The following is a 22791-nucleotide window of genomic DNA, read 5'->3' on the forward strand; positions in this document are numbered from 1 at the left end:
AACACGGGGGTATCTGGCCACCTGAGGAAAGGGAGAGCGCCGCTCATGGCCGACCACACCGTTCCGCACCATCCCCACCCACCCGGACACCGGTTCCGTACCGCGCTGGCCGCGCTCACCGGTACCACCCTCGCCGCCGCCTCCATCACGGTCGTCACCCTCGCCGGGACCGCGACCCCGGCGCGGGCCGCCGGACTCAGTCCGTTCGACATCGTCGGGCGGGGTGCCACCGTCCCGTTCGTCGAGCACGAGGCCGAGAACGCCGCGCACACCGGCACCCGGATCGGCCCGGACCGCCGCTACGGCACGCTGCCGTCCGAGGCCAGCGGCCGGGAGGCGGTCACCCTCGACGCGGTCGGGGAGTACGTCGAGTTCACCCTCACCGCGCCCGCGAACGCGGTGACGTTCCGCTACAGCCTCCCGGACAACGCCGCCGGCACCGGCCGGGACGCCACGATCGACCTGCGGGCCAACGGCACGCTGGTCAAGCCGGTACCGGTGACCTCGAAGTACGGCTGGTACTACGGCGGTTACCCGTTCAACAACAACCCCGGCGACGTCAACCCGCACCACTTCTACGACGAGGCGCGGACCCTGTTCGGCACCACCTACCCGGCCGGTACGAAGATCAGGCTCCAGGTCTCGTCGACCGCGCAGTCGCCGACGTTCACCATCGACCTGGCCGACTTCGAACTGGTCGCCGCGCCGATCACCAAGCCGGCGAACGTGCTCGACGTGGTCACCGACTTCGGTGCCGACCCGACCGGCGCGACCGACTCCACCGCCCGGTTCCAGGCCGCCGTCGACGCCGGGAAGGCCCAGGGGCGTACGGTCTGGATCCCGCCGGGCACCTTCACCCTCTGGGACCACGTCGTGGTCGACGGGGTGACCCTGCGCGGGGCAGGGCCGTGGCACTCGGTGCTCGGCGGCCGGCACCCCACCGACCGCAAGCGGGCCGCCGGGATCTACGGCAAGTACGTCACCGGCGGCGGATACCGGGGCGAGATCCGGCCGCACGAGGCCGGTGGGCCCAGCCGCAACGTGGTGCTGCGCGACTTCGCCATCATCGGTGACATCCGGGAACGCGTCGACGACGATCAGGTCAACGCCATCGGCGGGGCGATGTCGGACTCGGTGGTGGACAACCTCTGGCTCCAGCACACCAAGGTCGGCGCGTGGATGGACGGGCCGATGGACAACTTCACCATCCGCAACAGCCGGATCCTGGACCAGACCGCCGACGGGGTGAACTTCCACTGGGGAGTCACCAACTCCACGGTGACCAACACCTTCGTCCGCAACACCGGGGACGACGCGCTGGCGATGTGGGCGGACACCGTGCCGAACGTGGGCAACTCGTTCACCCGCAACACCATCGGCGTGACCATCCTCGCCAACCACCTGGTCACCTACGGCGGCCGGGACATCCGGATCACCGACAACGTCACCGCCGACTCGGTCACCAACGGTGGTGGCATCCACGTGGCCAACCGGTACACCGGCGTGCAGGGGTCGACCGCGGTGGCCGGCACGATCACCGTGGCCCGAAACACCCTGATCCGCAACGGCAACTCCGACTACAACTGGCGGTTCGGGGTCGGGGCGATCTGGTTCTCCGCGTTGAACGAGCCGCTCCAGGGCGCGTCGATCCAGGTCAGCGACACCGACATCCTGGACAGCTCGTACGCGGCGCTGCACTGGATCGAGGGCGTCAGCAGCGGCATCAGCTTCAGCAACGTCCGTATCGACGGCACCGGCACGTACGCGCTCCAGGTGCAGGCGCCCAGCCAGGTCTCCTTCACCAACGTACGCGCCACCGGCGTCGCCCAACCCAACCCGATCCACAACTGCGTGGGCAGCGGTTTCCAGATCACCCAGGGTGCCGGCAACTCCGGCTGGTACTCCGCCAACCCGTACTGCGGTCCGTGGCCCGAGCCGCAGTGGGGTGGCGGCCCGACGAGCCCCCCGCCCACCACTCCGCCCCCGACCACGCCTCCTCCGACCACCCCGCCGCCCACCACCCCGCCGCCGACCACGCCGCCGCCGGGCGGGAACCTGGCCCAGGGCCGGACGGCCGTCGCGTCCAGCCACAACCAGACCTACCAGGCGGGCAACGCGGTGGACGGCAACCCGGGCAGCTACTGGGAGAGCGTCAACAACGCGTTCCCGCAGACGCTCACCGTCGACCTCGGCGCGGCCCGTTCCGTCGACCGGGTCGTGCTCAGGCTGCCGAGCGGGTGGGAGCGGCGCACGCAGACGCTGTCGGTGCTGGGCTCGACCGACGGCACCTCGTGGACGACGCTCGCCGCCTCGGCGGGACGGGTCTTCGACCCGGCCACCGGCAACACGGTGTCGATCAGCCTGCCCGCCGGTGACCGCCGGTTCGTCCGAGTGAGCGTCACCGGCAACACCGGCTGGCCCGCGGCGCAGATCGCCGAGTTCGAGGTGTACGGCGGCAGCACCCCGCCGCCGACCACCCCACCGCCCACCACCGGGCCACCGACCGGCAACCTGGCCCAGGGACGGCCGGTCGCGGCGACCAGCCACGTCGACGTGTACGCGGCCGGCAACGCGGTGGACGGCAACGCGGGCACGTACTGGGAGAGCGTCAGCAACGCCTTCCCGCAGACCCTCACCGTCGACCTCGGCACCGCCCGTCGGGTGGGCCGGGTGGTCCTCAAGCTGCCGCCGTCGTCAGCCTGGCAGACCCGTACCCAGACGGTGGCGGTCCTCGATTCCACCGACGGCACCACCTGGACCACGCTGGCCGCCCCTGCGGGCCGCACCTTCGACCCGGCCACCGGCAACACGGTGTCGATCAGCCTGCCCGCCGGTGACCGCCGGTTCGTCCGGCTCAACGTCACCGGCAACACCGGCTGGCCGGCGGCGCAGATCGCCGAGTTCGAGGTCCACGCCACCTGACCCGTGGGTGGGCCCCGCACGCCGAAGCGGGGCCCACCCACGCCGCAAGAGCGCCACCCGGTAACGCCTCTCCACACCCCCCGGAAGAAGGTGTCGATCCCCCATGTCCAGATTCCGTACCCGGCTGACCGCCGTGCTCGTCGCGGTCGGCCTCGTCCTCACCGCAGCACCCGCCCCACCGGCCGCCGCAGCCGGTGGACCCAACCTGGCCGCCGGTCGCGCGGCCACCGCCAGCAGCGTCAACGGCGCGTTCGTCGCGGCCAACGTCACCGACGGCAACGCCGGCACCTACTGGGAGAGCAGTGGTGCCCTCCCGCAGTGGGTGCAGGTCGACCTGGGCTCCGCCCACTCCGTCGACCAGGTCAAGCTCAAGCTGCCGGCCGGCTGGGAAACCCGTACCCAGACGCTGTCGGTGCAGGGCAGCACCAACGGCAGTACCTTCGCCACGATCGTCGGGTCGGCGGGCCGCGCCTTCAGCCCGGCCGGCGGCAACACCGTCACCCTCGACTTCCCGGCCACCAGCACCCGGTACGTGCGGATCGCGATCACCGCGAACAGCGGCTGGCCCGCCGCCCAACTGGCCGAGCTGGAGGTGTACGGCGCGGTCGCGTCCTCGACCAACCTGGCGGCCGGTCGGACCATGTCCGCCAGCGGCCACGCCGACGTCTACGTCGCCGGCAACGCCAACGACGGCAACCAGACCAGCTACTGGGAGAGCCCGAACAACGCCCTCCCGCAGTGGATCCAGGTGGACCTGGGCGCCACGGTCACCATCGACCGGCTGGTGCTCAAGCTGCCCGCCGGGTGGGGCGCGCGTACCCAGACGGTGACCGTGCAGGGCAGCACCACCGGCACGAGCTTCACCACCCTGGTCGCCTCCGCCGGATACGCCTTCAACCCGGCCAGCGGTAACACGGTGACCATCACCGTCGGCTCGGCGGCCACCCGCTACGTCCGCCTGCTGGTCACCGCGAACACCGGCTGGTCGGCGGGGCAACTGGCCGAGTTCGAGGTGTACGGGCCGGCCACCGGTGACACGCAGCCGCCGTCCGCGCCGACGAACCTGGCGTTCTCCGAGCCGGGGAGTGGGCAGGTGCGGTTGACGTGGTCGGCGTCGACGGACAACGTCGGGGTGACCGGGTACGACGTGTTCGCCAACGGTGTGCTGCGGGCGAGTGTGTCGGGGACGACGTTGGTGTACACGGACACGCAGTCGGCGGGTGCGACGGTGTCGTACTTCGTCCGGGCCAGGGACGCGGCGGGCAACGTCTCGGCGAACAGCAACACCGTCACCCGCACCGGCAGTTCCGGCGACACCCAGGCACCCACCGCGCCGACGAACCTGGCGTTCTCCGAGCCGGGGAGTGGGCAGGTGCGGTTGACGTGGTCGGCGTCGACGGACAACGTCGGGGTGACCGGGTACGACGTGTTCGCCAACGGTGCGTTGCGGGCGAGTGTGTCGGGGACGACGTTGGTGTACACGGACACGCAGTCGGCGGGTGCGACGGTGTCGTACTTCGTCCGGGCGAAGGACGCGGCGGGCAACGTCTCGGCGAACAGCAACACCGTCACCCGTGTCGGCAGCACGCCCGGCGGCACCAACCTGGCCGCCGGCAAGCCGGCCACCGCCTCGTCGATGGTGCACGTCTTCGCCGCGGCCAACGCCGTCGACGACGACGTCACCACCTACTGGGAGGGTGCGCCGGGCGCGTACCCGAGCACGCTGACGGTCGCCCTCGGCGCCAACGCCAGCGTCAGCGCGATCGTGGTGAAGCTGAACCCGGACCCGGCGTGGGGTCCGCGAACCCAGACCTTCTCGGTGCTCGGCCGGGAGCAGTCGGCCTCCGGCTTCAGCACGCTCGTCGGCTCGGCGAACTACTCGTTCAGCCCGGCGGGCAGCAACACGGTCACCATCCCGGTCTCGGCGACCGCCGCCGACGTGCGGCTCTCCTTCACCGCCAACACCGGATCCTCCAACGGGCAGGTCGCCGAACTCCAGGTGATCGGCACCCCGGCACCGAACCCGGACCTCACCGTCACCACGGTGACCTCCGCCCCGGCCAACCCGGTGGAGACCGACCAGCTCACGCTCACCGCCACCGTGCGCAACGCGGGCACCCTCGGCTCCGGCGCGACCACGGTCGACTTCGCCCTGGACGGGACGAAGGTCGGCCAGGCGAACGTCGGCGCGCTCGCCGCCGGTGCGTCGACGAGCGTGTCGACCACCATCGCCGCCCGGAACGCGGGCAGTTACCAGCTCAGCGCCACGGTCGACCCGGCCAACACGGTCATCGAGCAGAACGAGGGCAACAACTCGTACACCAACCCGACCCGGCTGACGGTCGCTCCGGTGGCCAGCTCCGACCTGGTCGCCTCGGCGGTCACCTGGTCGCCGGGTACGCCCAGCGCGGGCGCCACCGTCCGTTTCACGGTGACCGTGCGCAACCAGGGCACCATCGCCTCGGCGAGCGGCTCGCACGGCATCACGCTGACCGTGCTCAACGACGCCGGTACGGCGGTGCGGACACTCACCGGCTCGACGGGCGGCGGCATCGGCGCGGGCGTCACGGCGAGCCCGGTCGACCTGGGCACCTGGACGGCGGCCAACGGCCGGTACACCGTCCGGGTGGTGATCGCCGCCGACGCCAACGAACTGCCGGTGAAGCGGGCCAACAACACCAGCGAGCGTCCGCTGTTCGTGGGGCGCGGCGCCAACCTGCCGTATGACCACTACGAGGCCGAGGAGGGCTCGGTCGGCGGCGGCGCCCAGGTGATCGGGCCGAACCGGACCATCGGTGACCTGGCCGGTGAGGCGTCCGGCCGCCGGGCGGTCACCCTCAACACCACCGGCGCGTACGTCGAGTGGACCACCAAGGCACCGGCCAACGCCCTGGTCACCCGCTTCTCCATCCCGGACGCCCCGAACGGCGGCGGGATCACCTCGACGTTGAACATCTACGTCAACGGGGTGCTGCACAAGCCGATCAGCCTCACCTCGAAGCACATCTGGCTGTACGGCGCCGAGGCCAGCCCCAGCGACTCGCCGAGCGCCGGGCCGCCCCGGCACCTCTACGACGAGGCGAACGTACTGCTCAACTCCACCATCCCGGCCGGCAGCCGGATCCGGTTGCAGAAGGACCCGGCGAACACCACCACGTACGCCGTCGACTTCGTCAACCTGGAGCAGGTGACGCCCCGGGAGAACCCGGACCCGGCGCGGTACCGGGTGCCCAACGGGTTCAGCCACGCCGACGTGCAGAGCGCGTTGGACGCGGTCCGGATGGACACCACCGGCAACCTGGTCGGTGTCTACCTGCCCGCCGGCACGTACGAGACCGCGCAGAAGTTCCAGGTGTACGGCAAGGCGGTGAAGGTGGTCGGCGCCGGCATGTGGTTCACCCGGTTCCAGACGCCGTCGTCGCAGCAGAACACCGACGCCGGGTTCCGGGTGGAGCCGAGCGCCAGCGGGTCGACCTTCTCCCACCTGGCGTTCTTCGGCAACTACACGGTCCGGCAGGACGGGCCGGGCAAGGTCTGGGGCGAACTCAAGGACGTCGACGACCTCACCTTGGACAACGTCTGGGTCGAGCACACGGTCTGCGCGTACTGGGGGGTGAGCGTCAGCGGCCTGAAGATCACCAACAGCCGCTTCCGGAACACCTTCGCCGACGCGGTGAACCTGACCAACGGCAGCACCGACAACCTGGTCAGCAACTCGGAGGGCCGCTCCAACGGCGACGACGCCTTCGCGTTGTTCTCCGCGACCGACCAGGGCGCGTCGACCGGTAACCACGGCAACGTGTTCGAGAACCTGACCGCCACCTTGACCTGGCGAGCGGCCGGGATCGCGGTGTACGGCGGCTACGACAACGTGTTCCGCAACCTCTACATCGCGGACATGCTGACGTACTCGGGCATCACCATCAGCTCGCTGGACTTCGGGTATCCGTTCGTCGGATTCGGATCCAGCCCACCGACCCGGTTCGAGAACATCTCGTTGGTCCGGGCCGGTGGCCATTTCTGGGGCGCGCAGACCTTCCCGGCGATCTGGGTGTTCTCCGCGTCGAAGGAGTTCCGGGGAATCCGCGTCAGCGACGTGGACATCGTCGACCCGACCTACTCCGGCATCATGTTCCAGACCAAGTACACCGGCAGCCAACCGGAGAACCCGATCACCGACACGGTCTTCACCAACGTGTCGATCAGCGGTGCCCGGCGCAGCGGTGACGCCTTCGACGCCAAGTCGGGCTTCGGGATCTGGGTCAACGAGATGCCCGAGGCGGGTCAGGGCCCGGCGGTCGGCTCGGTCACCTTCACCAACCTGCGCCTGAGCGACAACTGGCAGGACATCCGCAACACCACGTCCACCTTCACCATCAACCGCAACTGATCCACCACCCCCCCCACCCTCACGTCGATCATGGAGTTGTGGCACCCCCGAGAGCCCACAGAAGGTGCAGAAGGGCCGCCACAACTCCATGATCGCGGGGCGTGTCGAGGTGCGGCCTGCCGCCGTCGCCACCGTTTCGTCCCAAGCGACCGGTTTGCGACCGCGTAGGGCGGGAAGTCGGTACGGGTGCGAGCGTTGTTGACGAAGATCGAGCAAGCGTCCGGGCTGGACCGGTTCGGTGACCGGTTGCAGCGAGCGGTGCAGGGCACCCTGCGCGGGCAGCGGGTCCGGGACCTGCTGCACGGCGTCTGGCTGGGCCATCCGCTGCACCCGGCGATGGTGCAGGTGCCGGTGGGCTCGTGGGTCAGTGCGGCGATCCTGGACCTGATGCCGGGCCAGCGCCGAGCCGCCACCACGCTCACCACGATCGGCACGGTGAGCGCGTTGCCGGCGGCCGTCGCCGGGCTCAACGACTGGGCGGCGCTCTCCCGTGACCAGCGTCGGGTCGGCCTGGTGCACGCCGCCTCGAACACCGTCGCGCTGGTCCTCTACTCCGGCTCGGTGGCCGCGCGGTTCGCCGGCCGCCACCAACTCGGCCGTACGCTCGGCTGGCTCGGGCTCGGCGCGGCCGGTGCCGGCGCGTACCTGGGGGGACACCTGGCGTACAAGCAGGGTGCGCAGGTGAACGTGAGCGTCTCGGACCTGCACCTGATCAGCGGCGGCTGGCACTCGGTCGCCGAGATGGCCTCGCTGCCGCAGCGGCAACTGGTGACCCGCAAGGTGGACGACGTCTCGGTGATCCTCTATCGGCACGGCGACGACGTCACGGTGATGCTGGAACGCTGCCCGCACCAGAGCGGACCGCTCGGCGAGGGCGAGGTCACCGAGATCGACGGCCACGCCTGCGTGGTCTGCCCGTGGCACGGCAGCACCTTCCGTCTCAACGGCGGCGAGGTGGTGCACGGGCCGTCCTCGAACGACCAGCAGACCCTGCCGACCCGGGTGGTCCAGGGCCGGGTGGAGGCCCGACTGCCGTAAGGCGGTGCCACCGGTGACGCCGTCCGGCACCGGCGGGACCACCCGAGGGCGGCCCGCCCCAGCGGGTGCGAGCGCCCCCGGTCAGTCCCTGCGGGAGTGCGACGGGCCCGGTCAGTCCTTGCGGTGGCGGCCGACCGGCAGCTCGGCGGGCGGACCGCTCCGGACCGGCTGCCGGGCGGCGGCCACGGGCACCGGTCGACGCCGCAGACCGAGCACCGCACCGATCTGCGCCCCGACGATGCTGGCCACGGCGAGCACCGCGGAGATGGCGAGCGGACGGTTCACCCGGTCCGGTTCACCGGCCCGTGCCGCACCCACCGTCACCACCGGCGGGTGCCCCTCCGGTGCCTCGTCGTGCGGTGCCGGTCGTCCCTGCGGGGTGGCGGCGGGTGGCGGCGTGGGCGCGGGGGACTCCGGCTGCTCGACGTCCGGCTTCGACGGCGTCGGACGCGACTGCTCGGGCGCGGGACGGGCCTGCGCACCGACCAGCCGACCGGTGGCGTGCGGCCGGGCACCCTGGTCGTTCGCGTCCGACGGCAGCGTGATCAGTTGACCGGGGCGGATCCGGTCCGGGTCCCGCAGTTTGTTGAGCGCGGCCAGCTTCCGATAGTCCTCGAAGTCGTCCAGGTAGCGGTCGGCGACCTTGCCGAGGTAGTCCCCCTTCGCCACCCGGTAGACCGGCGCGTCGGCCGTCGCGCGTTCCGTCCCCGAGGTCACCGGCTCGTACGCCGTGGCCGGCCCGGCCAGCGTCGCCGGTGCGGCGAACGTCGTGGCTGCCGCTGCCGGCGCGGAATAGCTGGGCGCGGTGTACGCCGTGGTGGCGGCGGTGGCCGCCGGGCTCGCGGCGATGATCAACGCGACCGAGCCGACCAGGGCCGCCGCCGCCCGTTGTTGCCGACCCATCCCGGGCAACCGGGGTGCCGGGCGGCGCAGCGACTGCGCGCCCAACTCCACGAGCACCGACAGCGCGAAGGTGGCCCAGCCGAACCACCCGACGATCGCCAGCGCCCGCAGGAAGAGCTGCCCGTCGTCCCGGCTGGTCAGCGTGGTGCCGATCTCGGCGAGTGTGGGCACGTGGTCCGGAAGCGGATTGCCGGCGAACGCCAGTAACGCGATCGGACCGCCGACCAGCAGCCCGATCAGCACCACCAGCGCGCCGAATCCGGTCAGCACCCGACCGACCCGCCGTACGGCGGTGCCACCCGATGCGGCCATGGCTACCTTCCTTCCCTAGGGAGCCCCGGTCAGCGCCCGCGCGGTCGCCTCACCGGAGACGGTGACGGTGTTGGAGAAGCCGAAGAGGCCGAGCATCGCCCGGCGGTAGGTGACGGACACCCGTACCCGGATGACGGTCTCGCCGTCGACCACCGGGAAGGTCACCGCGTGGCTGCTGACCCCGGCGGCGGCGAGGTAGTCCGCGACGGCCGACCGGGCCTCGGTCTGGTCGATGCGTTTCGGACCGCCCTCGATGGCGGTGGCCAGGTCGATGGCCTGGCCACCGGTCCGGGCCGCCTCGGCGGCCAGGTTCTCGGCGCGTTGCAGCGTGCGGAGCTGACCGGCGCCGTCGAACGCCATGCCGATGATGCCGAGTACGCCGATCATCGCCACGGCGAGGAAGATGCTCACCCGCCCGGCGTCGCCCCGCCCGGCCGTCATCCCCGGCTCCGGTAGCGGTCCAGCGGCGAGGTGAACGACACGGTGACCCGGTTGCCGTCCGGCATCCTCAGTGCGGAGATCTTGATGTCCTGATAGGACACCCGGCAGGTGATCTCCACGGTGACCGCCGCGTCCTGCCCGACGGAACTGCGGAACGCCTCGTCGAAGGTGGTGGACCGGCCGTCGACGGAGCCGCTGAACTCCACCTCCGGCAGGCGGGAGCAGGAGACCCGCCGCCAGTCGAGCTGGCGGCGCGCCGCGTCCCGGGCCGCGTCGCGGGCCGAGGTGGCGTCCCGTGAGATCGAGGCCGCCCGCGCCGCGTCGTGCGCGGCGGCCTCCAGCGCCTCGCTCGCCATCGCGGTACGCCCGGCGACCCCGCCCAGCACCATCAACGCCACGAAGGCGGGTGCCAGCACGGCCACCTCGATCGACACCGAGCCCCGGCTCACGGCGGATTCGTCCATCGTTCTGCGGTGCCGTGCGCGGTCTGCCGCACCGAGAAGCTGACCCCCGGCACGATCGAGAGCGACCGACCGGTCACCGTGCAGGTCACGTCGGTCGCCGTGACGGCGCAGTCCGGACCGGGGTCGTCCCAGTCGACGAGCCAGTCACCGGCCTGGGCGAGGAAGCGCGCGGCGCGTTCCTCGCCGGCACCCGCCGGGGCCTGGTCGAGCCGCTCGGCGTTCACCCCGCTCTGTGCCGCGTGCAACGCGGTGGAACGGGCCACGAAGACGGCGGCGACCTGGATGGCGGCGAAGACCATCAGCAGGATCGCCGGCAGCGTCACCGCCAACTCGACCGGATTCCCGCCCCGCTCGCCGTCGCCGGGCAGCCGACGGTGCCGGACGGCCGCGACCGCCCGGCACCCGCCGGCGAACAGGGCACGGCGCATCGGTCAGGGCGCCGTCGGGTTCTGGTGCCTCGGGATGTTGCTCATCCAGTCGTTGGCCGCGCCGAGGGCCGCGGCGGTGACCGCCATCGCCACGGCCACCAGGCCGAAGATGATCACTGCGGTCGGGACCGGGCTGTCGCCACGGTCACCGCGCAGCTCGGACAGGCGGATCCGGAGTGCGACGTGCGCGCGGGTCATCCGCGTGCCCACCGCGTCGCTGAGGTCGGTCAGTCGCGCTCCCAGCGCGACGTCCCGGTCGGTGTGGACGGACATCGGGGCTCCTTCGGTCGAGGTCGAGTGTCAGAGGCGGGCGAGGAAGGGATAGATGGCGAAGCCGAGCAGGACGAAGACCAGCAGCGCGCCGGGAATGTCGAGCCGGCTGGTCACCCCCTCGGCGCGGGCCAGGTTGTCGGTGCGGATCTGGTCGCGCAGCGAGTCGGCGCGGCTGCGCAGCGTCTCGTGCACCTGGGCGCCCTCGCTGCCGGACGAACGCATGATCGCGCCGACGTCGCCCAGCTCCGGGATGCCGATCCGGTCGGAGAGGTCGCGGAGTTCGTCCCAGGGCGAGTGCATCTGCATCTGGGCCATCCGCAGCGCCTCGGAGATCCGGTCGAAGACCCAGCCCTCGCAGATGGCGGCGGCCCGCTCCAGCGACTGCACCGGGCCGTGCGCGGCGGAGAGCTGCAAGGCGACCAGGTCCAGATAGGTGCAGACCGCCTGCCGGAACTCGTCCCGGGCCGCGTCGGCGCGGGCGATCAGCGACCGGTGCGCGACCAGGGCGCAGAGCACTGCCAGACCGATGCTGCCCAGCACCGGCACGGTCAGCGGCAGCGAGACGCCCACGGCGAACAGCGTGAAGCCGAGCAGGGCCGGTGCGGCGAGCCCGATCAACGCGGACATCAGCAGCGAGAGGGCGTACTGCTCAGGAGTGCGGTCGAGCAGGGCCAGTTGCCGGTGCGGCGGACGCAGCCAGCGGGCCAGCCCGGTCAGCCAGTCCAGCCGGCGGTCGGCCGGGGCGAGCCGGGCCGTCCCCGGCGGCTGGTGCAGCCGACGCAGCGCCGGACCCAGCGCCGGGGTCGCCGGGACCAGCTCACGCACGATCAGGAAGACACCCAGCCCGACCACGGCACCGCCGAGCACGGCGATGGTGAGGTGCAGGTTCACGCCACCACCTCCCGGGGATCGGGGGCGGGCAGGAAGCGGGCCGGTCGCGGCGGCTGGCTCATCGACCGCACCCAGGCCAGCAGGCCGACGAAGGCGGCACCGAGCACCGCCATCACCACCTGGCCGAACGGCGTGTCGTACGGCTGCACGTATTCGCGGTTGAGCAGCCCGTACGCGATGGTGGCCAGGGTCATCCCGGTCAGGAAGCGGACCGCGAAGCGGGGTTGGGTGCGCTTGGCCTCGATCTCGCGCCGGGTGGCGACCTCGGCGGACGCCGCCGAGGCGATCGAGCCGAGCACGTCGCCGAGGCGTTCGCCCCGGTCGGTCAGGTGCAGGATGAGCGCCGCCACCACCTGGTCGCAGACCGGGTCACCGATCTCGTCGGCGAACGCCAGCAGGGCGGAGCGGGCCAGCCAACCGGCCTGGAGCCGGGCGGCGAGCAGGCGTACCTCCTCCTGGATCTCCTCCGGGGCGGTGCCGACGGTGCCGATGATCGCCTGCTGGAGGCCCTGTCCGGTGGAGGAGACGTCCTTGAGCCGGCGGGTCCACTCGCCGACCGCCTCGATCCGGGCGATCGCCCGCCGCTCGGCCCGTCCGACCGAGAACAGCCAGGGCGTGCCGGGCACCGCCACCGCGACCAGCAGCCCGACCACCGGCAGCCCGGTCACCAGGAACGCCAGTGCGCCCGCGACCACCGCGCCGATCAGCAGCGCCTGGTGGGTCTGCTGTTCGCGCAGCGTGGTGCCGGAGCCGCGCCACAGCCGACCGAGCCCCGGACCCGCGCCGGGTGCGGGACCGGGCGGACGGCGGGTGCCGACCAGCGCCACGACCGTGAGCACCAGCCCGGCCACGCAGGCCGCCCCGGAGACCACCGCGATGAGTTGGATGTTGTCGAGCACGGGTCACCGCCGCCCGAGTCGGGTCTGCTTGGGACGTCGCCACGCGCCCTGGCCGGCCTCGATCCAGCGGCTCAGCAGCCGGGCGTCGTAGCCGACCCGCAGCAGTTGGTCGCGGATCCGTTCCGGCAGGTGCCGGGGGACGGCCCGGCCGTCCGGACCGGGGCCGAACACCTGGGTGGTGGTGATGCGGCTGGCCTCGCCGACGCCGAGGACCTCCTCGACGTGCGAGACGAACCGGTGCTTGCGGCCACCGATCCCGGTCTCGTCCTCCACGTTGACGTAGACGATGAGGTCGAGGGCGTTACCGGCCATCCGGCGGGCCTGGTCGACGGTCATCTCGCGGCCGTGCGCCAGCGCCAACTCGATGATCCGTTCGCTCACCCCGCCGGGGGTACGCGCGTGGATCGTGCACATCGAGCCCCGACTGGTGGTCATCGCCTGGAGCATCGGCACGATCTCCCGGGACCGCACCTCGCCGACGATGATCCGCAGCACGCCCATCCGCAGCGAGACCGGGATCAGGTCGGCGATGCTCACCTCACCGGCCGGGCGGCCGTCCGGCCCGCGTTCGCCGTGCCCCTCCCGTGCCTCGAAGCTCATCACCGCCCGGTGCCGCGCGCCGCGTCGGGCCGGCAGCAACTCCCGGCTCTCCTCCAACAGCACGTACGGCTCGTCCGGCGCGATCTCGCTCATCAACGCCCGGATGACGGTGGTCTTCCCGGCACCGGCCAGCCCGGCGACCATGATGTTCAGCCCGGCGCGCATGGACGCGCGGAGGAAGTCCCGCAGCAGCGGGTCGATCATCTCGTCCAGGTCGCCCCGCGCCCCGGCCAGGTCGTCCAGGGTCACGTCGAGCGTGTTGTGCTTGCGGATCACCGCGTACGGACGGTGGCTGACCAGGAACACCGCGGCCAACCGGCTGCCGTCGGGCAGTTGCAGGTCCAGGGTGGGCTTCGAGGTGGACAGCGAACGCTCGGTGGCGCCGGCCCGGCGGGCGGCTGCCTGGAGGATCTCCACCAGCTCGTCGTCGCTGTCCGCGATCGGATCGGCCCAGTCCACGCCGCCGCCGTGCCGGGTGATGCGGACCTGGTCGCAGCCGAGGATGTGCACCTCCTCGATGCTGTCGTCGACGAGCAGCGTCTGGAGCCGACCGAGACCGGCCAGCTCGGCGGTGACCTGGTCGAGCAGCAGCCGCTCCTCGCCCGCGGCCATCGGCGTGCCGGCCCGGCGCACCGAGTCGGCGTACTCGGCGACCAGTTCGACCGCGAGCCGGGCCCGCTCGGTGTCCTCCTCGTCGACGGTGAACTCCCGGCCGCGCTGCCAGCGGGTGAGCCGCTCGCTCAACTCGCGACGCAGCTCGCGGACGATCTGGAAGTCCACCCGGGGCCGGGGCGGCGGCTCGGGTGCCACCGGTGCGACGGGGGCCGGCATCGGCGGATGGTGCCGTCCGTTGACCGGGGGCAGCGGCGGTGCGGTCGAGGTCGCGCCGGGTGGCAACCGGCGGGGGTCCGACGAGACCGGCTCAAACCGCATCCGGCACCACCTGGGTCACCGGCCAGGCCAGTCGGGCCCGTCGCCGTTCCAGCAGCGCGCCGACCGGCACCTCAAGGCCCCGGGCCGCGCGCAGCAGCGGCCGCGACGCCCGGACGGTGCCGCCCAGGCTGAGCACCTCGGCGGTACGCGGATCGTGCGGCAACCGGGCGATGACGGGCGTGTGCAACGCCTTGCCGACCTCGGTCTTGCCGTGGCCGCCGCCGACCAGCAGCAGCCGGAGCGTGCCGGGCTGCACCCGGTGCTCGGCGAAGTCCCGCTCGATCGTCTGAATCATGGCGCGGGTGCCGGAGAGGTCGGGCAGTCGGGCCCGGCTCACCACCAGCACCACCGACGCGGCTCGCAGCAGCGGCCACGGCGTGCCGACCACGTGCAACCGGCCACAGTCGACGAGCACGTCGTACGGCGGGTCGCCGTGCTCCAGCCCGCTGAAGTAGTCGGCGAACCGCTGCCAGAGCGGGATGACGCTGCCCGCCTGGGCCGGGTCGATGACGCCGGGCAACAGCAGCCGCTCGCGGCGGGGCGCGTCCAGGTCGACCAGTTGCGACCAGAACGTCGACTCCAGGCTGCCGTCGCGCAGTTCCCCGACGGCCAGCTCGCCGATGCCCCGGGGGCCGTCCAGCGCACCGCCCAGGTAGCCGGCGAGCACCGAGCCGCCGGCCGGGTCGCACTCGGCGAGGACCAGTCGCCGGTGCCAGCTCAACGCGCAGGCCAACGCGGCGGTGGTCACCCCCGGCGAGCCCTTGGCCGAGACCAACGCGATGATCGCCATACTCAGGCCGCCTTGGTCAGCACGACCGCGATCCGGTCCTGGGCGGCCAACGCCACCACGGCCGGTACGTCCCGAACGGCGAGCGCCAGATAGACCACGACCTCGTCGCGGCCCTCGGTGCTGACCGCGTCGGTGACGGTGGCGGTGAACCGGGTGGCGCTCGACGAGCCACCGCCGCTGCTGTTGCCGTCGTTGTTGGGGGTGCTCACCAGCAGGACCTGGTCGCCGGGGCGGAGCTTCGGCGCGGGGACCTGGGCCGCGCGCAGCCCGAGGGCGAACTGCTGCTGGCCGGGGCCGAGCAGCGGGTCGTCGGTGAGCTGCGCCATGGTCAGCAGCGTCCCCGGGGCGAGCGAGACGGCCGCCCGCATCCCGATCACCTCGGCGAGCCGACCGGACGGCACGGGGTCGAGCCCCTGCCCACCGGCCACCTGCACGGCCACCAGGTCGTCCGCGCCGAGCACGCTGCCCACCTCGACGGTCTGCGCTACGGCGAGGTAGCTGCCGGTGGCGCGGACCGAGGTGATCGCGAACGCCGAACCCAGGCCGCCGAGGGCGATCAGCAGGACGGCCAGGCCGAGCAGGCCGGGGCGTACCCGACGCTGGCGGACCACCCGGGGCGGGGCGACCGGCGCGTCCACCGAAGGGTTGCCGTTGCGGGTCGCCACGCTCATCGGGTCACCACCTGAAGCTCGTTGATCTGGATCTCGACCGGACCGGTGGTGCGGGTGACGCCGGGGATGGTGCCGCTCCGGCCGCCGCCCACCCACGTCACGTTCCAGTGCGTCGTCGCCTGCACCTCGTACGTGTCGGCTCTCGGGTAGCCGCTGTGATAGCCGCAGTCCGGGGACTTCTTGCCGGCGTGCCGACCATCCCGGTCGTACGCGGTGCCCGGGCCCTTGCAGGTGACCTTGACGCCGTTGCCCATGTTCCAGACGACCTCGTCGACCTCGGCGCGGATGCTGACGGTCAGACCGCGGTCCGAGGCGGAGGCGGTCAGCGGACCGAACTGGTTCGGGCCGCGCTCCGCCCACATCCAGACCGGCAGCCCGACCAGGCCGGGGCCGATGTGTTTACGGGGGGCGACCCTGGCTCGGGGAGCGACGAGGCTGATCGAGGCGAACGCCCGACGGGCCAACTCCTCCGGGTCCGGCGGGGCCCCGAAGCCCGGTGGTGCCTCGGGCAGTTCGACGACCTCCACGGCACCGAGATCGCCGCCGTTGCAGGTGCGCGTGTACCACTGGTAGCCCTCGCGGGCCTCCGGCTGCGGCTCAGCGAGCTTGTAGTAGCAACCGTCGTTGCTGTTGAACCAGCCCAGATCGTCGGTGTAACAGGGGATGGTCTTTCCGTTCCACTGGCAGACGCCAGCGCCACCGCCGCCGTTGTCGCCGCCGTTGTTGCCCCCACCGCCGTTGTTGCCACCGTTGCCACCGTTGCCGGGGTCGTCGTCCCAGACGTTGCAGTTGGGCTGGGCGGGCGGACACTCGGCGCCGGGGTCGGCGTGTGCCGGCACCGCCGGCCCGGTGGTCAGCAGCAGCAGGGCCAGGGCGCTACCGAGCAGCGTCCGGCGGACCAGCCGACGACCGGGACGCGGGTCGTCGTCCCGGGGCCGTGGGGCTCGCGTCGCGCCCGCGGTCAGCACGGCTGGTCCCGGTGGGCGGCCCCGGCGCTGATCAGCCAGCGACCGTCGGGGTAGCGCAGGGCGGTGGCGGTGGCCAGGTGTCGGGAGCCCCGGGTGCCGGGCACCGTCTTCTTCTCGTCGTTGCGGTAGACCAGCCGGTAGCCGGTCGCGTCGAGGCAGTCCTGGATCTCCACGGTGGGCGGCGAGGCGTCCAGGTTGACCGAGGTCACGGCGGGGTCGGAGCGGATCGTGCCGACGCTGACGGCACCGTTGTCCCGGGCCTTGACCAGGCTGAGCCGGACCCGGGTCAGCAGCGGGTCACCGAGGAAGCGGGTCAGGTCCGGATGTTGCGGGTCGCTCCGGCGGCTCGCTGTGCGGGAGGCGGTGAGATAGCCGGTGTAGGCCGCCAGCGCCGCCTTCTCGGCGGCCTTCTCCTCGGCCACCCGCTGCGTGTCGGCCGGTGTCCCGCGTCGCTCGGCCGGTGTCGTGGTGGTCGCCTCCTGCTGAGCGCCGCCGCAGGCGGTGGTCGTGCCGACCGCCGCCACCGCGACCAGACCGGCCGTCCAGCGACTGAGCTGCCGTGCTCGCACCTTCGTGCCCTCCTCGGTGCTGATCCGGCGACCGCCGTCGCCGGCGTTTCCCAGGCGTGCGGTAGTACGACCGGAGGGCCGTTCCCCGGTCCTGCCCGAATCGCAGCCGCATTTACCTGTGTAGATCTCCATAAATGCACTGCCTGGCTGGTGCTGCCCCCGTCGACATGGGTTGCGCCACGTCCAAGGGGCGAGCATAGGCTGATGCCGGCCGATGCAACAGAGGCAATTCAACCGAACACGCTGAGTCATGGATGGTGGTGGTGTCAGGTGGTTACCGGTAGGTTGCGGGTATCGGTCGTGACGCCCGGAGCGTCGGGCGGACGCGTACGGTCGGTCGTGCCGAACCGTCGTTCGTGGAGCGGTCGATCAGCCGTTCGTCATGTGACGGGAAATGGCATGTGGTCCGATCTGTCCCCGGTCATTTCCGGCTTGTTATCGCGCCAATTGCATTCCATGGGAATTGCATCAGTCGGTCCGGCGCGTTTCGGTCGACACTCCGTGAGAGCCGGAGGAGCCCCGGCCCGACGTTCGTTCCACCACTCGCACCGAGCGGACACACTACGGTCCGTGGTGGGGTCGACTGCGGAGTCTGCCGCATGAGCCGGCGCGACCCGAGCCCGCCGCTCCGCGAGCGGGCATCGGCCGAACACCCACCGTCGGACGCCTCGGCCACCCGCCGGCCGGGTCGGCGTGCCCTGGCCATGCTGGCGATCACCCCGCTGATGCGGTACGCGATCGCGCGGTTCGCCGTACCCGCCGAGGTCGGCAGCAGGTCCGCCTGCGAGGCATGCGGCGCTCCGATCAGCCTGGCCCGGCCGTGGCCGGCGCTCGGGCCGACCGCCCGCTGCGACGGATGCGGCGCGCGGGTCGGCGCGCTACCCGGCAGCGTCGAGCTGGTCGCCGTGGCCGTCCTCGCTGGGCTGCTGCTGACCCGCCCGCCGGTCGCCGAGTTCGCCGCAGCCGCGTGGTGGCTGGCCTTCGCGATTCCCCTGGTCTTCGTCGACCTCGCGGTGCACCGGCTGCCGGACCGGCTCACCTGGCCGGCCGCGACGGGCATCTGGCTGCTGCTCGGCGTCGCCGCGCTGACCGGTGCCGGGGCCACGCCCTGGTGGCGCGCCGTCGCTGCCGGGCTCGGGCTGGCCCTCTTCTTCGCGGTCACCACGCTGCTGCTCGGTGCGCGCGGGTTCGGCATCGGCGACGCCAAGCTCGCGCTCAGCGCGGGCGCGTTGCTCGGCTGGTACGGCTGGAGCCTGCTCGTGACCGGGCTGCTGCTCGCGCTGGTCCTCTCCGGGCTGGTGGCGCTGGCCCTGCTGGTCACCGGACGGGCCCGTTGGTCGAGCCACCTGCCGTTCGGGCCGTACCTGGTGCTCGGCACCCTGGGGGCGCTGCTGCTGGTGTGGTGAGCGGGCCGGCGGGGAAATGACGGTCCGCAGGGCTCGTCGTCGCACCCCAGGAGGCGCTGTGCAGAGCACCCCCGACCGGCCGTCACCGACGTCGGACGGCCGGTGGCGGATCGTCCGCACCCAGGACGACCTGGACCGGCTCGGCGAGACCGAATCGATCTTCGCGTTGAGCAACGGCTGGCTCGGCTGGCGCGGAACGCTGGACGAGGGCGACCCCTGCGACATGCCGGGCAGCTACCTCAACGGGTTCCACGAACGGCGGGCGCTCGACTACCCCGAGGACGGCTACGCCTTCCCGCAGCTCAGCGACAGCGTGATCAGCGCGCCGAACGCCACCCTCGTCCGGCTCTGGGTCGGCGGCGAACCGCTGGACGTCCGCACCGGGACCCTGCGCACCCACGAACAGGTGCTCGACCTGCGGGCCGGGGTGCTCCAACGGGTCACCGAATGGATCTCGCCGGCCGGACACGGGGTGCGGGTCCGCAGCACTCGACTGGTGTCGCTGCCGCGCCGCCGGGTCGCCGCCCTCGACTGGACGGTGGAACCCCTGGACGAGGCGGTCGAGCTGCGGATCTGCGCCGACCTGCTGGCCAACGAGCGAGTCCCGGAGCGCGCCGACGACCCCCGGGCCGCGTCGATCATCCACGACCCGCTGACCGCCGAGCGGCACCACGCCGACGGCGTCGACGGGGTACTGGTGCACCGCACCGAGCACAGTGACCAGCGGATCGCCGTCGCCGTGGCGCACCGCCTGTCGGCCCCCGACGAGATCGCCACCAGCACCGACGCCACCGAGGACCGGATCCGACTCACCCTCACCGGAACCGTCGGGGCCGGCGCACGGGTACGCCTCACCAAGTTCGTGGCGTACGAGTGGGCACCGGTCGACGGCACCGACGCCGAGGAACTCGCCGACCAGGTGACCGCCGAGGCGGACGCGGCCCGTACGGCGGGCTTCGACACCCTGCTCGCCGACCAACGGGCCGCCCTCGACACCGCCTGGCAGACCGCCGACGTGGTGCTCGACGGCGACGAGGAACTCCAACTGGCGATCCGGTTCGCCATGTTCCACCTGATCCAGGCGGGCCGCCCCGACGGTCCGCTGTGCATCCCGGCCAAGGGACTGACCGGCAACGGGTACGACGGACACGTGCTCTGGGACACCGAGCAGTACGTGCTGCCGGTCCTGACGTACGTGGCTCCCGGTGTCGCCCGGTCCGCCCTGGGCTGGCGGCACGCACACCTGCCCCGGGCGCGGGATCGCGCGGCGGAACTGCGGCTGACCGGTGCCACCTTCCCGTGGCGGACCATCGGCGGCGAGGAGTGTTCCGGCTACTGGCCGGCCGGCACCGCCGGGCTGCACGTCAACGCCGACATCGCCGACGCGGTGCTGCGCTACGTCGCCGCCACCGGCGACGAGGAGTTCCGGGCTGGGGCCGGGCTGGAACTGCTGGTGGAGAGCGCCCGGCTGTGGCGCGGTTTCGGGCACTTCACCGACGACGGCGGCTTCCACATCTTCGGGGTCACCGGCCCGGACGAGTACGCCGCACTCGTCGACGACAACGCGTTCACCAACCTGATGGCCCGGCGGAACCTGCGCGGTGCGGCGGACGCCGTCGCGCGGTATCCGGAGGCGGCCGGTCGGTTGGGCGTGGACCCGGCCGAGGTGGCCGGTTGGCGGGCGGCGGCCGACGCGATGGTGCTGCCGTACGACGCCAAGCGTGGGGTGCACCAGCAGGCGGCCGGCTTCACCAGCCAACCGGAGTGGAACTTCGACGACACCGGCGACGACGACTATCCGCTGCTGCTGCACTTCCCCTACCTGGAGCTGTACCGCCGCCAGGTGGTCAAGCAGGCCGACCTGGTGCTGGCCATGCTGCGCTGCCCCGGGGAGTTCACCGTGGAGGAGAAGGCGGCCAACTTCGCCTACTACGAGGCGCGTACGGTCCGGGACTCGTCGCTGTCCGCCGCGCCGCAGGCGGTGCTCGCGGCCGAACTGGGTCACCTCGACCTGGCGTACGACCTGTTCGCCGAGTCGGTGTTGCAGGACCTGGAAGACATCGGTGACAAGACGGGCGACGGGCTGCACCTGGCCTCGCTGGGCGGCTCGTGGTTGGCGCTGGTGCAGGGCTTCGGCGGCATGCGCGACGACCGTGAGCTGCTCTCGTTCGATCCCCGGCTGCCCGACCGGATCGAGCGGCTGGCGTTCAGCCTGTGCTGGCACGGGCACCGGCTGCTGGTCACCCTCACCGCCGACGAGGCCCGCTACGAACTGCCCGACGCCCCGGCCGACACCGCCGTCGACCTCTGGCATCTCGGCGAGCGGGTACGGGTGGTCGCCGGTGCCCCGGCCCGCCGACCGATGCCGTCGGTGCCGGACTTCGGCGACGAGCCGACCGCCCCTCCCGGCCGCCGGCCCGCCCGTCGCGCCGCCGCCGCGTAGGGGCCGTGTGAAAGGAAGGGTCCCCTGCTAACGCCGGGTGTATAGCAGGGGACCCTTCCTTACGTCTGGGTGCCGGCCATGCGTTGCTGGATCGCCGTCAGCTCCTCGAAGGCGTACGCCCAGTTGTGGCACTTGAAGCTGCGAAGCCCGTCGATCGGTGAGCGACAGTCGGTGCAGCGGACGTCGGGGATGGCGGCGGGCAGTCCGGTGTTGACGTACCGGCGGTCGCCGAGGATCACGGTGGCGATCATCGCCGGGTCGTGGACGCCCTTCAACGCCGAGGCGACGATGTCGTACCAGGTGATCCGGCGACCGCACTTGGGACAGTCCGGCTGGTCGCCGCTGACCCAGAGCGGTGCGCCGATGGTGCGTGGCGGCATACCGAGCAGCTTCTCGATCCGCCGGACGTCGGCCTCCGGAGTGGTCCACCGGTGCCGCCCGGGCAGCGACGCGGGTGAGTCGTAGACGGCCTGGAACAGCGCGGGGTCGACCTCCACGGTCTCGCGTTCACTGGTCATCGGCGTCCCTTCCGGTCGTCGGCGCCCCCACCGTGGTGGCCGGTGGGCGGCGGGCACAACCGGATCAACGACACGACGGCCCGGCCGGTCCGCGCATCGGCGCGCCGTCGTGTCCCGCTGCCGTGTCTCGGCGACGGTGGTCGCGGTGTCAGCGGCGTTCAGGCGGCCGTCGCGGCGGTGGCCCGCGCCGGTTCGGTCAGCGCCGACCGTCGTACGCCCCGGACGATCAGGTAGCCGAGGATCCAGAACTCGCCCACGGTCGCCGGGACGACGAGCAGGTCGGCGAGGATCCCGGCATCGGGTACGAGGTAGGTGACGAACGTGTTGAGCACGTAGCCGAGGCCGCCGACGACGAGGGTCCAGCCGAGGGCGCGGGGCAGCCAGCCGGACCGGAGCACGCACCAGCCCATCGGGATCAGCCAGAGGCCGAAGAAGATTCCGCCGACCGTCCAGAGGTCACCGCTGATCAGGTACAGCAGTTGCACGGTGGAGGCGGCGTCGCCGAACGGGTCGGTGGCCACCTGGACGGCGGTCGCGAGCAACGCCGCGCTGCCCAGGATCGCGACGGCGTTGACCATGCCGAACACGGCGATGCTGCCGGCGGTGGTGGCGTCGACGGCGCGGAACAGGCGGTAGAACCAGACGGCGGTGCACGTCTGGGCGAGCACCACGAGCAGTTCGAGAGCGATGCCGACGCGGGCGAGGGACTCGTTGCCGGCCAGGTGGGCCAGGGTGGCGTCGGGATCACCGGCGGCGAGGATCCGGGGCCGGATGGTGAGGAAACCCAGTGCGCCGGCGATGGCGAGGCTGAGGTAGAACAACCCGGTCGCGCGGGCGGTGCGGATCAACGGGTGCATGGGAAGGCTCCTTCGGGGTGCGCGTCGGCGGCGCGGCCGGTGTCGGGTCGGCAAGGCCATGTCGGGTCGGCAAGG

The 22791-nt window shown here is 72.2% G+C and carries 19 protein-coding genes; 5 read left to right on the top strand and 14 right to left on the bottom strand.

Translation table 11 applies throughout. From position 1 onward, the window contains the following. Window positions 1–45: 45 nt before the first annotated feature. The 3 genes from ACQVFL_RS00185 (at window position 46) to ACQVFL_RS00195 (ending at window position 8350) form a co-directional block, all read left to right on the top strand. The gene (locus ACQVFL_RS00185; RefSeq protein WP_431728271.1) at window positions 46–2922 is read left to right on the top strand and encodes a discoidin domain-containing protein; all 2877 of its coding nucleotides are present in this window, start codon (window positions 46–48) and stop codon (window positions 2920–2922) included. 103 nt (window positions 2923–3025) lie between these two features. After that, window positions 3026–7312, top strand: coding sequence for a discoidin domain-containing protein (locus tag ACQVFL_RS00190; RefSeq protein WP_431728272.1), 4287 nt, complete (start codon window positions 3026–3028; stop codon window positions 7310–7312). 186 nt (window positions 7313–7498) lie between these two features. Further along, a complete protein-coding gene (locus ACQVFL_RS00195; protein WP_431728273.1) occupies window positions 7499–8350 on the top strand; it encodes a Rieske 2Fe-2S domain-containing protein in 852 nt (283 codons plus the stop codon). 111 nt (window positions 8351–8461) lie between these two features. On the opposite strand, the gene ACQVFL_RS00200 is transcribed toward ACQVFL_RS00195, so the two are convergent. From ACQVFL_RS00200 to ACQVFL_RS00255, 12 genes are all read right to left on the bottom strand, one after another. After that, window positions 8462–9565 (bottom strand): LysM peptidoglycan-binding domain-containing protein, encoded by a 1104-nt coding sequence (locus ACQVFL_RS00200; protein ID WP_431728274.1) that lies wholly within the window; start codon window positions 9563–9565, stop codon window positions 8462–8464. A gap of 15 nt (window positions 9566–9580) precedes the next feature. Further along, window positions 9581–10006, bottom strand: a complete 426-nt coding sequence (locus tag ACQVFL_RS00205; RefSeq protein ID WP_431728275.1) for a pilus assembly protein TadG-related protein — start codon at window positions 10004–10006, stop codon at window positions 9581–9583. Further along, complete coding sequence (locus ACQVFL_RS00210; protein WP_431728276.1) at window positions 10003–10470, bottom strand: TadE/TadG family type IV pilus assembly protein; 468 nt, start codon at window positions 10468–10470, stop codon at window positions 10003–10005. Before ACQVFL_RS00210 ends, ACQVFL_RS00205 begins: the two co-directional genes overlap by 4 nt. Next, the gene (locus ACQVFL_RS00215; RefSeq protein WP_431728277.1) at window positions 10452–10898 is read right to left on the bottom strand and encodes a TadE/TadG family type IV pilus assembly protein; all 447 of its coding nucleotides are present in this window, start codon (window positions 10896–10898) and stop codon (window positions 10452–10454) included. Before ACQVFL_RS00215 ends, ACQVFL_RS00210 begins: the two co-directional genes overlap by 19 nt. A 3-nt stretch (window positions 10899–10901) precedes the next feature. After that, window positions 10902–11096 (bottom strand): hypothetical protein, encoded by a 195-nt coding sequence (locus tag ACQVFL_RS00220; RefSeq protein ID WP_396692694.1) that lies wholly within the window; start codon window positions 11094–11096, stop codon window positions 10902–10904. A 102-nt stretch (window positions 11097–11198) separates the two neighbouring features. Then, window positions 11199–12062 (bottom strand): type II secretion system F family protein, encoded by an 864-nt coding sequence (locus tag ACQVFL_RS00225; RefSeq protein ID WP_431728278.1) that lies wholly within the window; start codon window positions 12060–12062, stop codon window positions 11199–11201. Then, the gene (locus ACQVFL_RS00230; RefSeq protein WP_431728279.1) at window positions 12059–12961 is read right to left on the bottom strand and encodes a type II secretion system F family protein; all 903 of its coding nucleotides are present in this window, start codon (window positions 12959–12961) and stop codon (window positions 12059–12061) included. Before ACQVFL_RS00230 ends, ACQVFL_RS00225 begins: the two co-directional genes overlap by 4 nt. Window positions 12962–12964: 3 nt before the next feature. Next, a complete protein-coding gene (locus ACQVFL_RS00235) occupies window positions 12965–14494 on the bottom strand; it encodes a CpaF family protein (RefSeq protein ID WP_396691956.1) in 1530 nt (509 codons plus the stop codon). After that, entirely contained in the window at window positions 14484–15284 is an 801-nt protein-coding gene (locus ACQVFL_RS00240) for a ParA family protein (protein WP_396691957.1), read from the bottom strand. The genes ACQVFL_RS00235 and ACQVFL_RS00240 overlap by 11 nt, the downstream gene beginning before the upstream one ends. A 2-nt stretch (window positions 15285–15286) precedes the next feature. Further along, window positions 15287–15955 (bottom strand): SAF domain-containing protein, encoded by a 669-nt coding sequence (locus ACQVFL_RS00245; protein WP_431728280.1) that lies wholly within the window; start codon window positions 15953–15955, stop codon window positions 15287–15289. Then, entirely contained in the window at window positions 15952–16857 is a 906-nt protein-coding gene (locus ACQVFL_RS00250; protein ID WP_431729922.1) for a hypothetical protein, read from the bottom strand. Before ACQVFL_RS00250 ends, ACQVFL_RS00245 begins: the two co-directional genes overlap by 4 nt. Before the next feature lie 59 nt (window positions 16858–16916). Next, window positions 16917–17492, bottom strand: coding sequence for a hypothetical protein (locus ACQVFL_RS00255; protein WP_396691959.1), 576 nt, complete (start codon window positions 17490–17492; stop codon window positions 16917–16919). 704 nt (window positions 17493–18196) lie between these two features. On the opposite strand from ACQVFL_RS00255, the gene ACQVFL_RS00260 reads away from it, so the two are divergent. Both ACQVFL_RS00260 and ACQVFL_RS00265 read left to right on the top strand, forming a co-directional pair. Next, complete coding sequence (locus ACQVFL_RS00260; protein WP_431729923.1) at window positions 18197–18898, top strand: prepilin peptidase; 702 nt, start codon at window positions 18197–18199, stop codon at window positions 18896–18898. Between the two features lie 58 nt (window positions 18899–18956). Next, the gene (locus tag ACQVFL_RS00265; RefSeq protein ID WP_431728281.1) at window positions 18957–21341 is read left to right on the top strand and encodes a glycoside hydrolase family 65 protein; all 2385 of its coding nucleotides are present in this window, start codon (window positions 18957–18959) and stop codon (window positions 21339–21341) included. A 59-nt stretch (window positions 21342–21400) separates the two neighbouring features. On the opposite strand, the gene ACQVFL_RS00270 is transcribed toward ACQVFL_RS00265, so the two are convergent. Next, complete coding sequence (locus tag ACQVFL_RS00270; RefSeq protein ID WP_396691961.1) at window positions 21401–21859, bottom strand: hypothetical protein; 459 nt, start codon at window positions 21857–21859, stop codon at window positions 21401–21403. Window positions 21860–22017: 158 nt separating this feature from the next. Further along, complete coding sequence (locus tag ACQVFL_RS00275; RefSeq protein WP_431728282.1) at window positions 22018–22716, bottom strand: DUF4386 domain-containing protein; 699 nt, start codon at window positions 22714–22716, stop codon at window positions 22018–22020. Window positions 22717–22791: the final 75 nt, after the last annotated feature.

The sequence above is a fragment of the Verrucosispora sp. TAA-831 genome, assembly GCF_050780145.1.
Taxonomy (GTDB): Bacteria; Actinomycetota; Actinomycetes; order Mycobacteriales; family Micromonosporaceae; genus Micromonospora.

What these genes read in the sequence shown, in the direction of transcription:
- ACQVFL_RS00185 (WP_431728271.1), top strand. Translation starts at nt 46, where the DNA reads ATGGCCGACCACACCGTTCCGCACCATCCCCACCCACCCGGACACCGG.
- ACQVFL_RS00190 (WP_431728272.1), top strand. Translation starts at nt 3,026, where the DNA reads ATGTCCAGATTCCGTACCCGGCTGACCGCCGTGCTCGTCGCGGTCGGC.
- ACQVFL_RS00200 (WP_431728274.1), bottom strand. Translation starts at nt 9,565, where the DNA reads ATGGCCGCATCGGGTGGCACCGCCGTACGGCGGGTCGGTCGGGTGCTG.
- ACQVFL_RS00205 (WP_431728275.1), bottom strand. Translation starts at nt 10,006, where the DNA reads ATGACGGCCGGGCGGGGCGACGCCGGGCGGGTGAGCATCTTCCTCGCC.
- ACQVFL_RS00210 (WP_431728276.1), bottom strand. Translation starts at nt 10,470, where the DNA reads ATGGACGAATCCGCCGTGAGCCGGGGCTCGGTGTCGATCGAGGTGGCC.
- ACQVFL_RS00215 (WP_431728277.1), bottom strand. Translation starts at nt 10,898, where the DNA reads ATGCGCCGTGCCCTGTTCGCCGGCGGGTGCCGGGCGGTCGCGGCCGTC.
- ACQVFL_RS00220 (WP_396692694.1), bottom strand. Translation starts at nt 11,096, where the DNA reads ATGACCCGCGCGCACGTCGCACTCCGGATCCGCCTGTCCGAGCTGCGC.
- ACQVFL_RS00235 (WP_396691956.1), bottom strand. Translation starts at nt 14,494, where the DNA reads ATGCGGTTTGAGCCGGTCTCGTCGGACCCCCGCCGGTTGCCACCCGGC.
- ACQVFL_RS00240 (WP_396691957.1), bottom strand. Translation starts at nt 15,284, where the DNA reads ATGGCGATCATCGCGTTGGTCTCGGCCAAGGGCTCGCCGGGGGTGACC.
- ACQVFL_RS00245 (WP_431728280.1), bottom strand. Translation starts at nt 15,955, where the DNA reads ATGAGCGTGGCGACCCGCAACGGCAACCCTTCGGTGGACGCGCCGGTC.
- ACQVFL_RS00260 (WP_431729923.1), top strand. Translation starts at nt 18,197, where the DNA reads ATGCTGGCGATCACCCCGCTGATGCGGTACGCGATCGCGCGGTTCGCC.
- ACQVFL_RS00270 (WP_396691961.1), bottom strand. Translation starts at nt 21,859, where the DNA reads ATGACCAGTGAACGCGAGACCGTGGAGGTCGACCCCGCGCTGTTCCAG.
- ACQVFL_RS00275 (WP_431728282.1), bottom strand. Translation starts at nt 22,716, where the DNA reads ATGCACCCGTTGATCCGCACCGCCCGCGCGACCGGGTTGTTCTACCTC.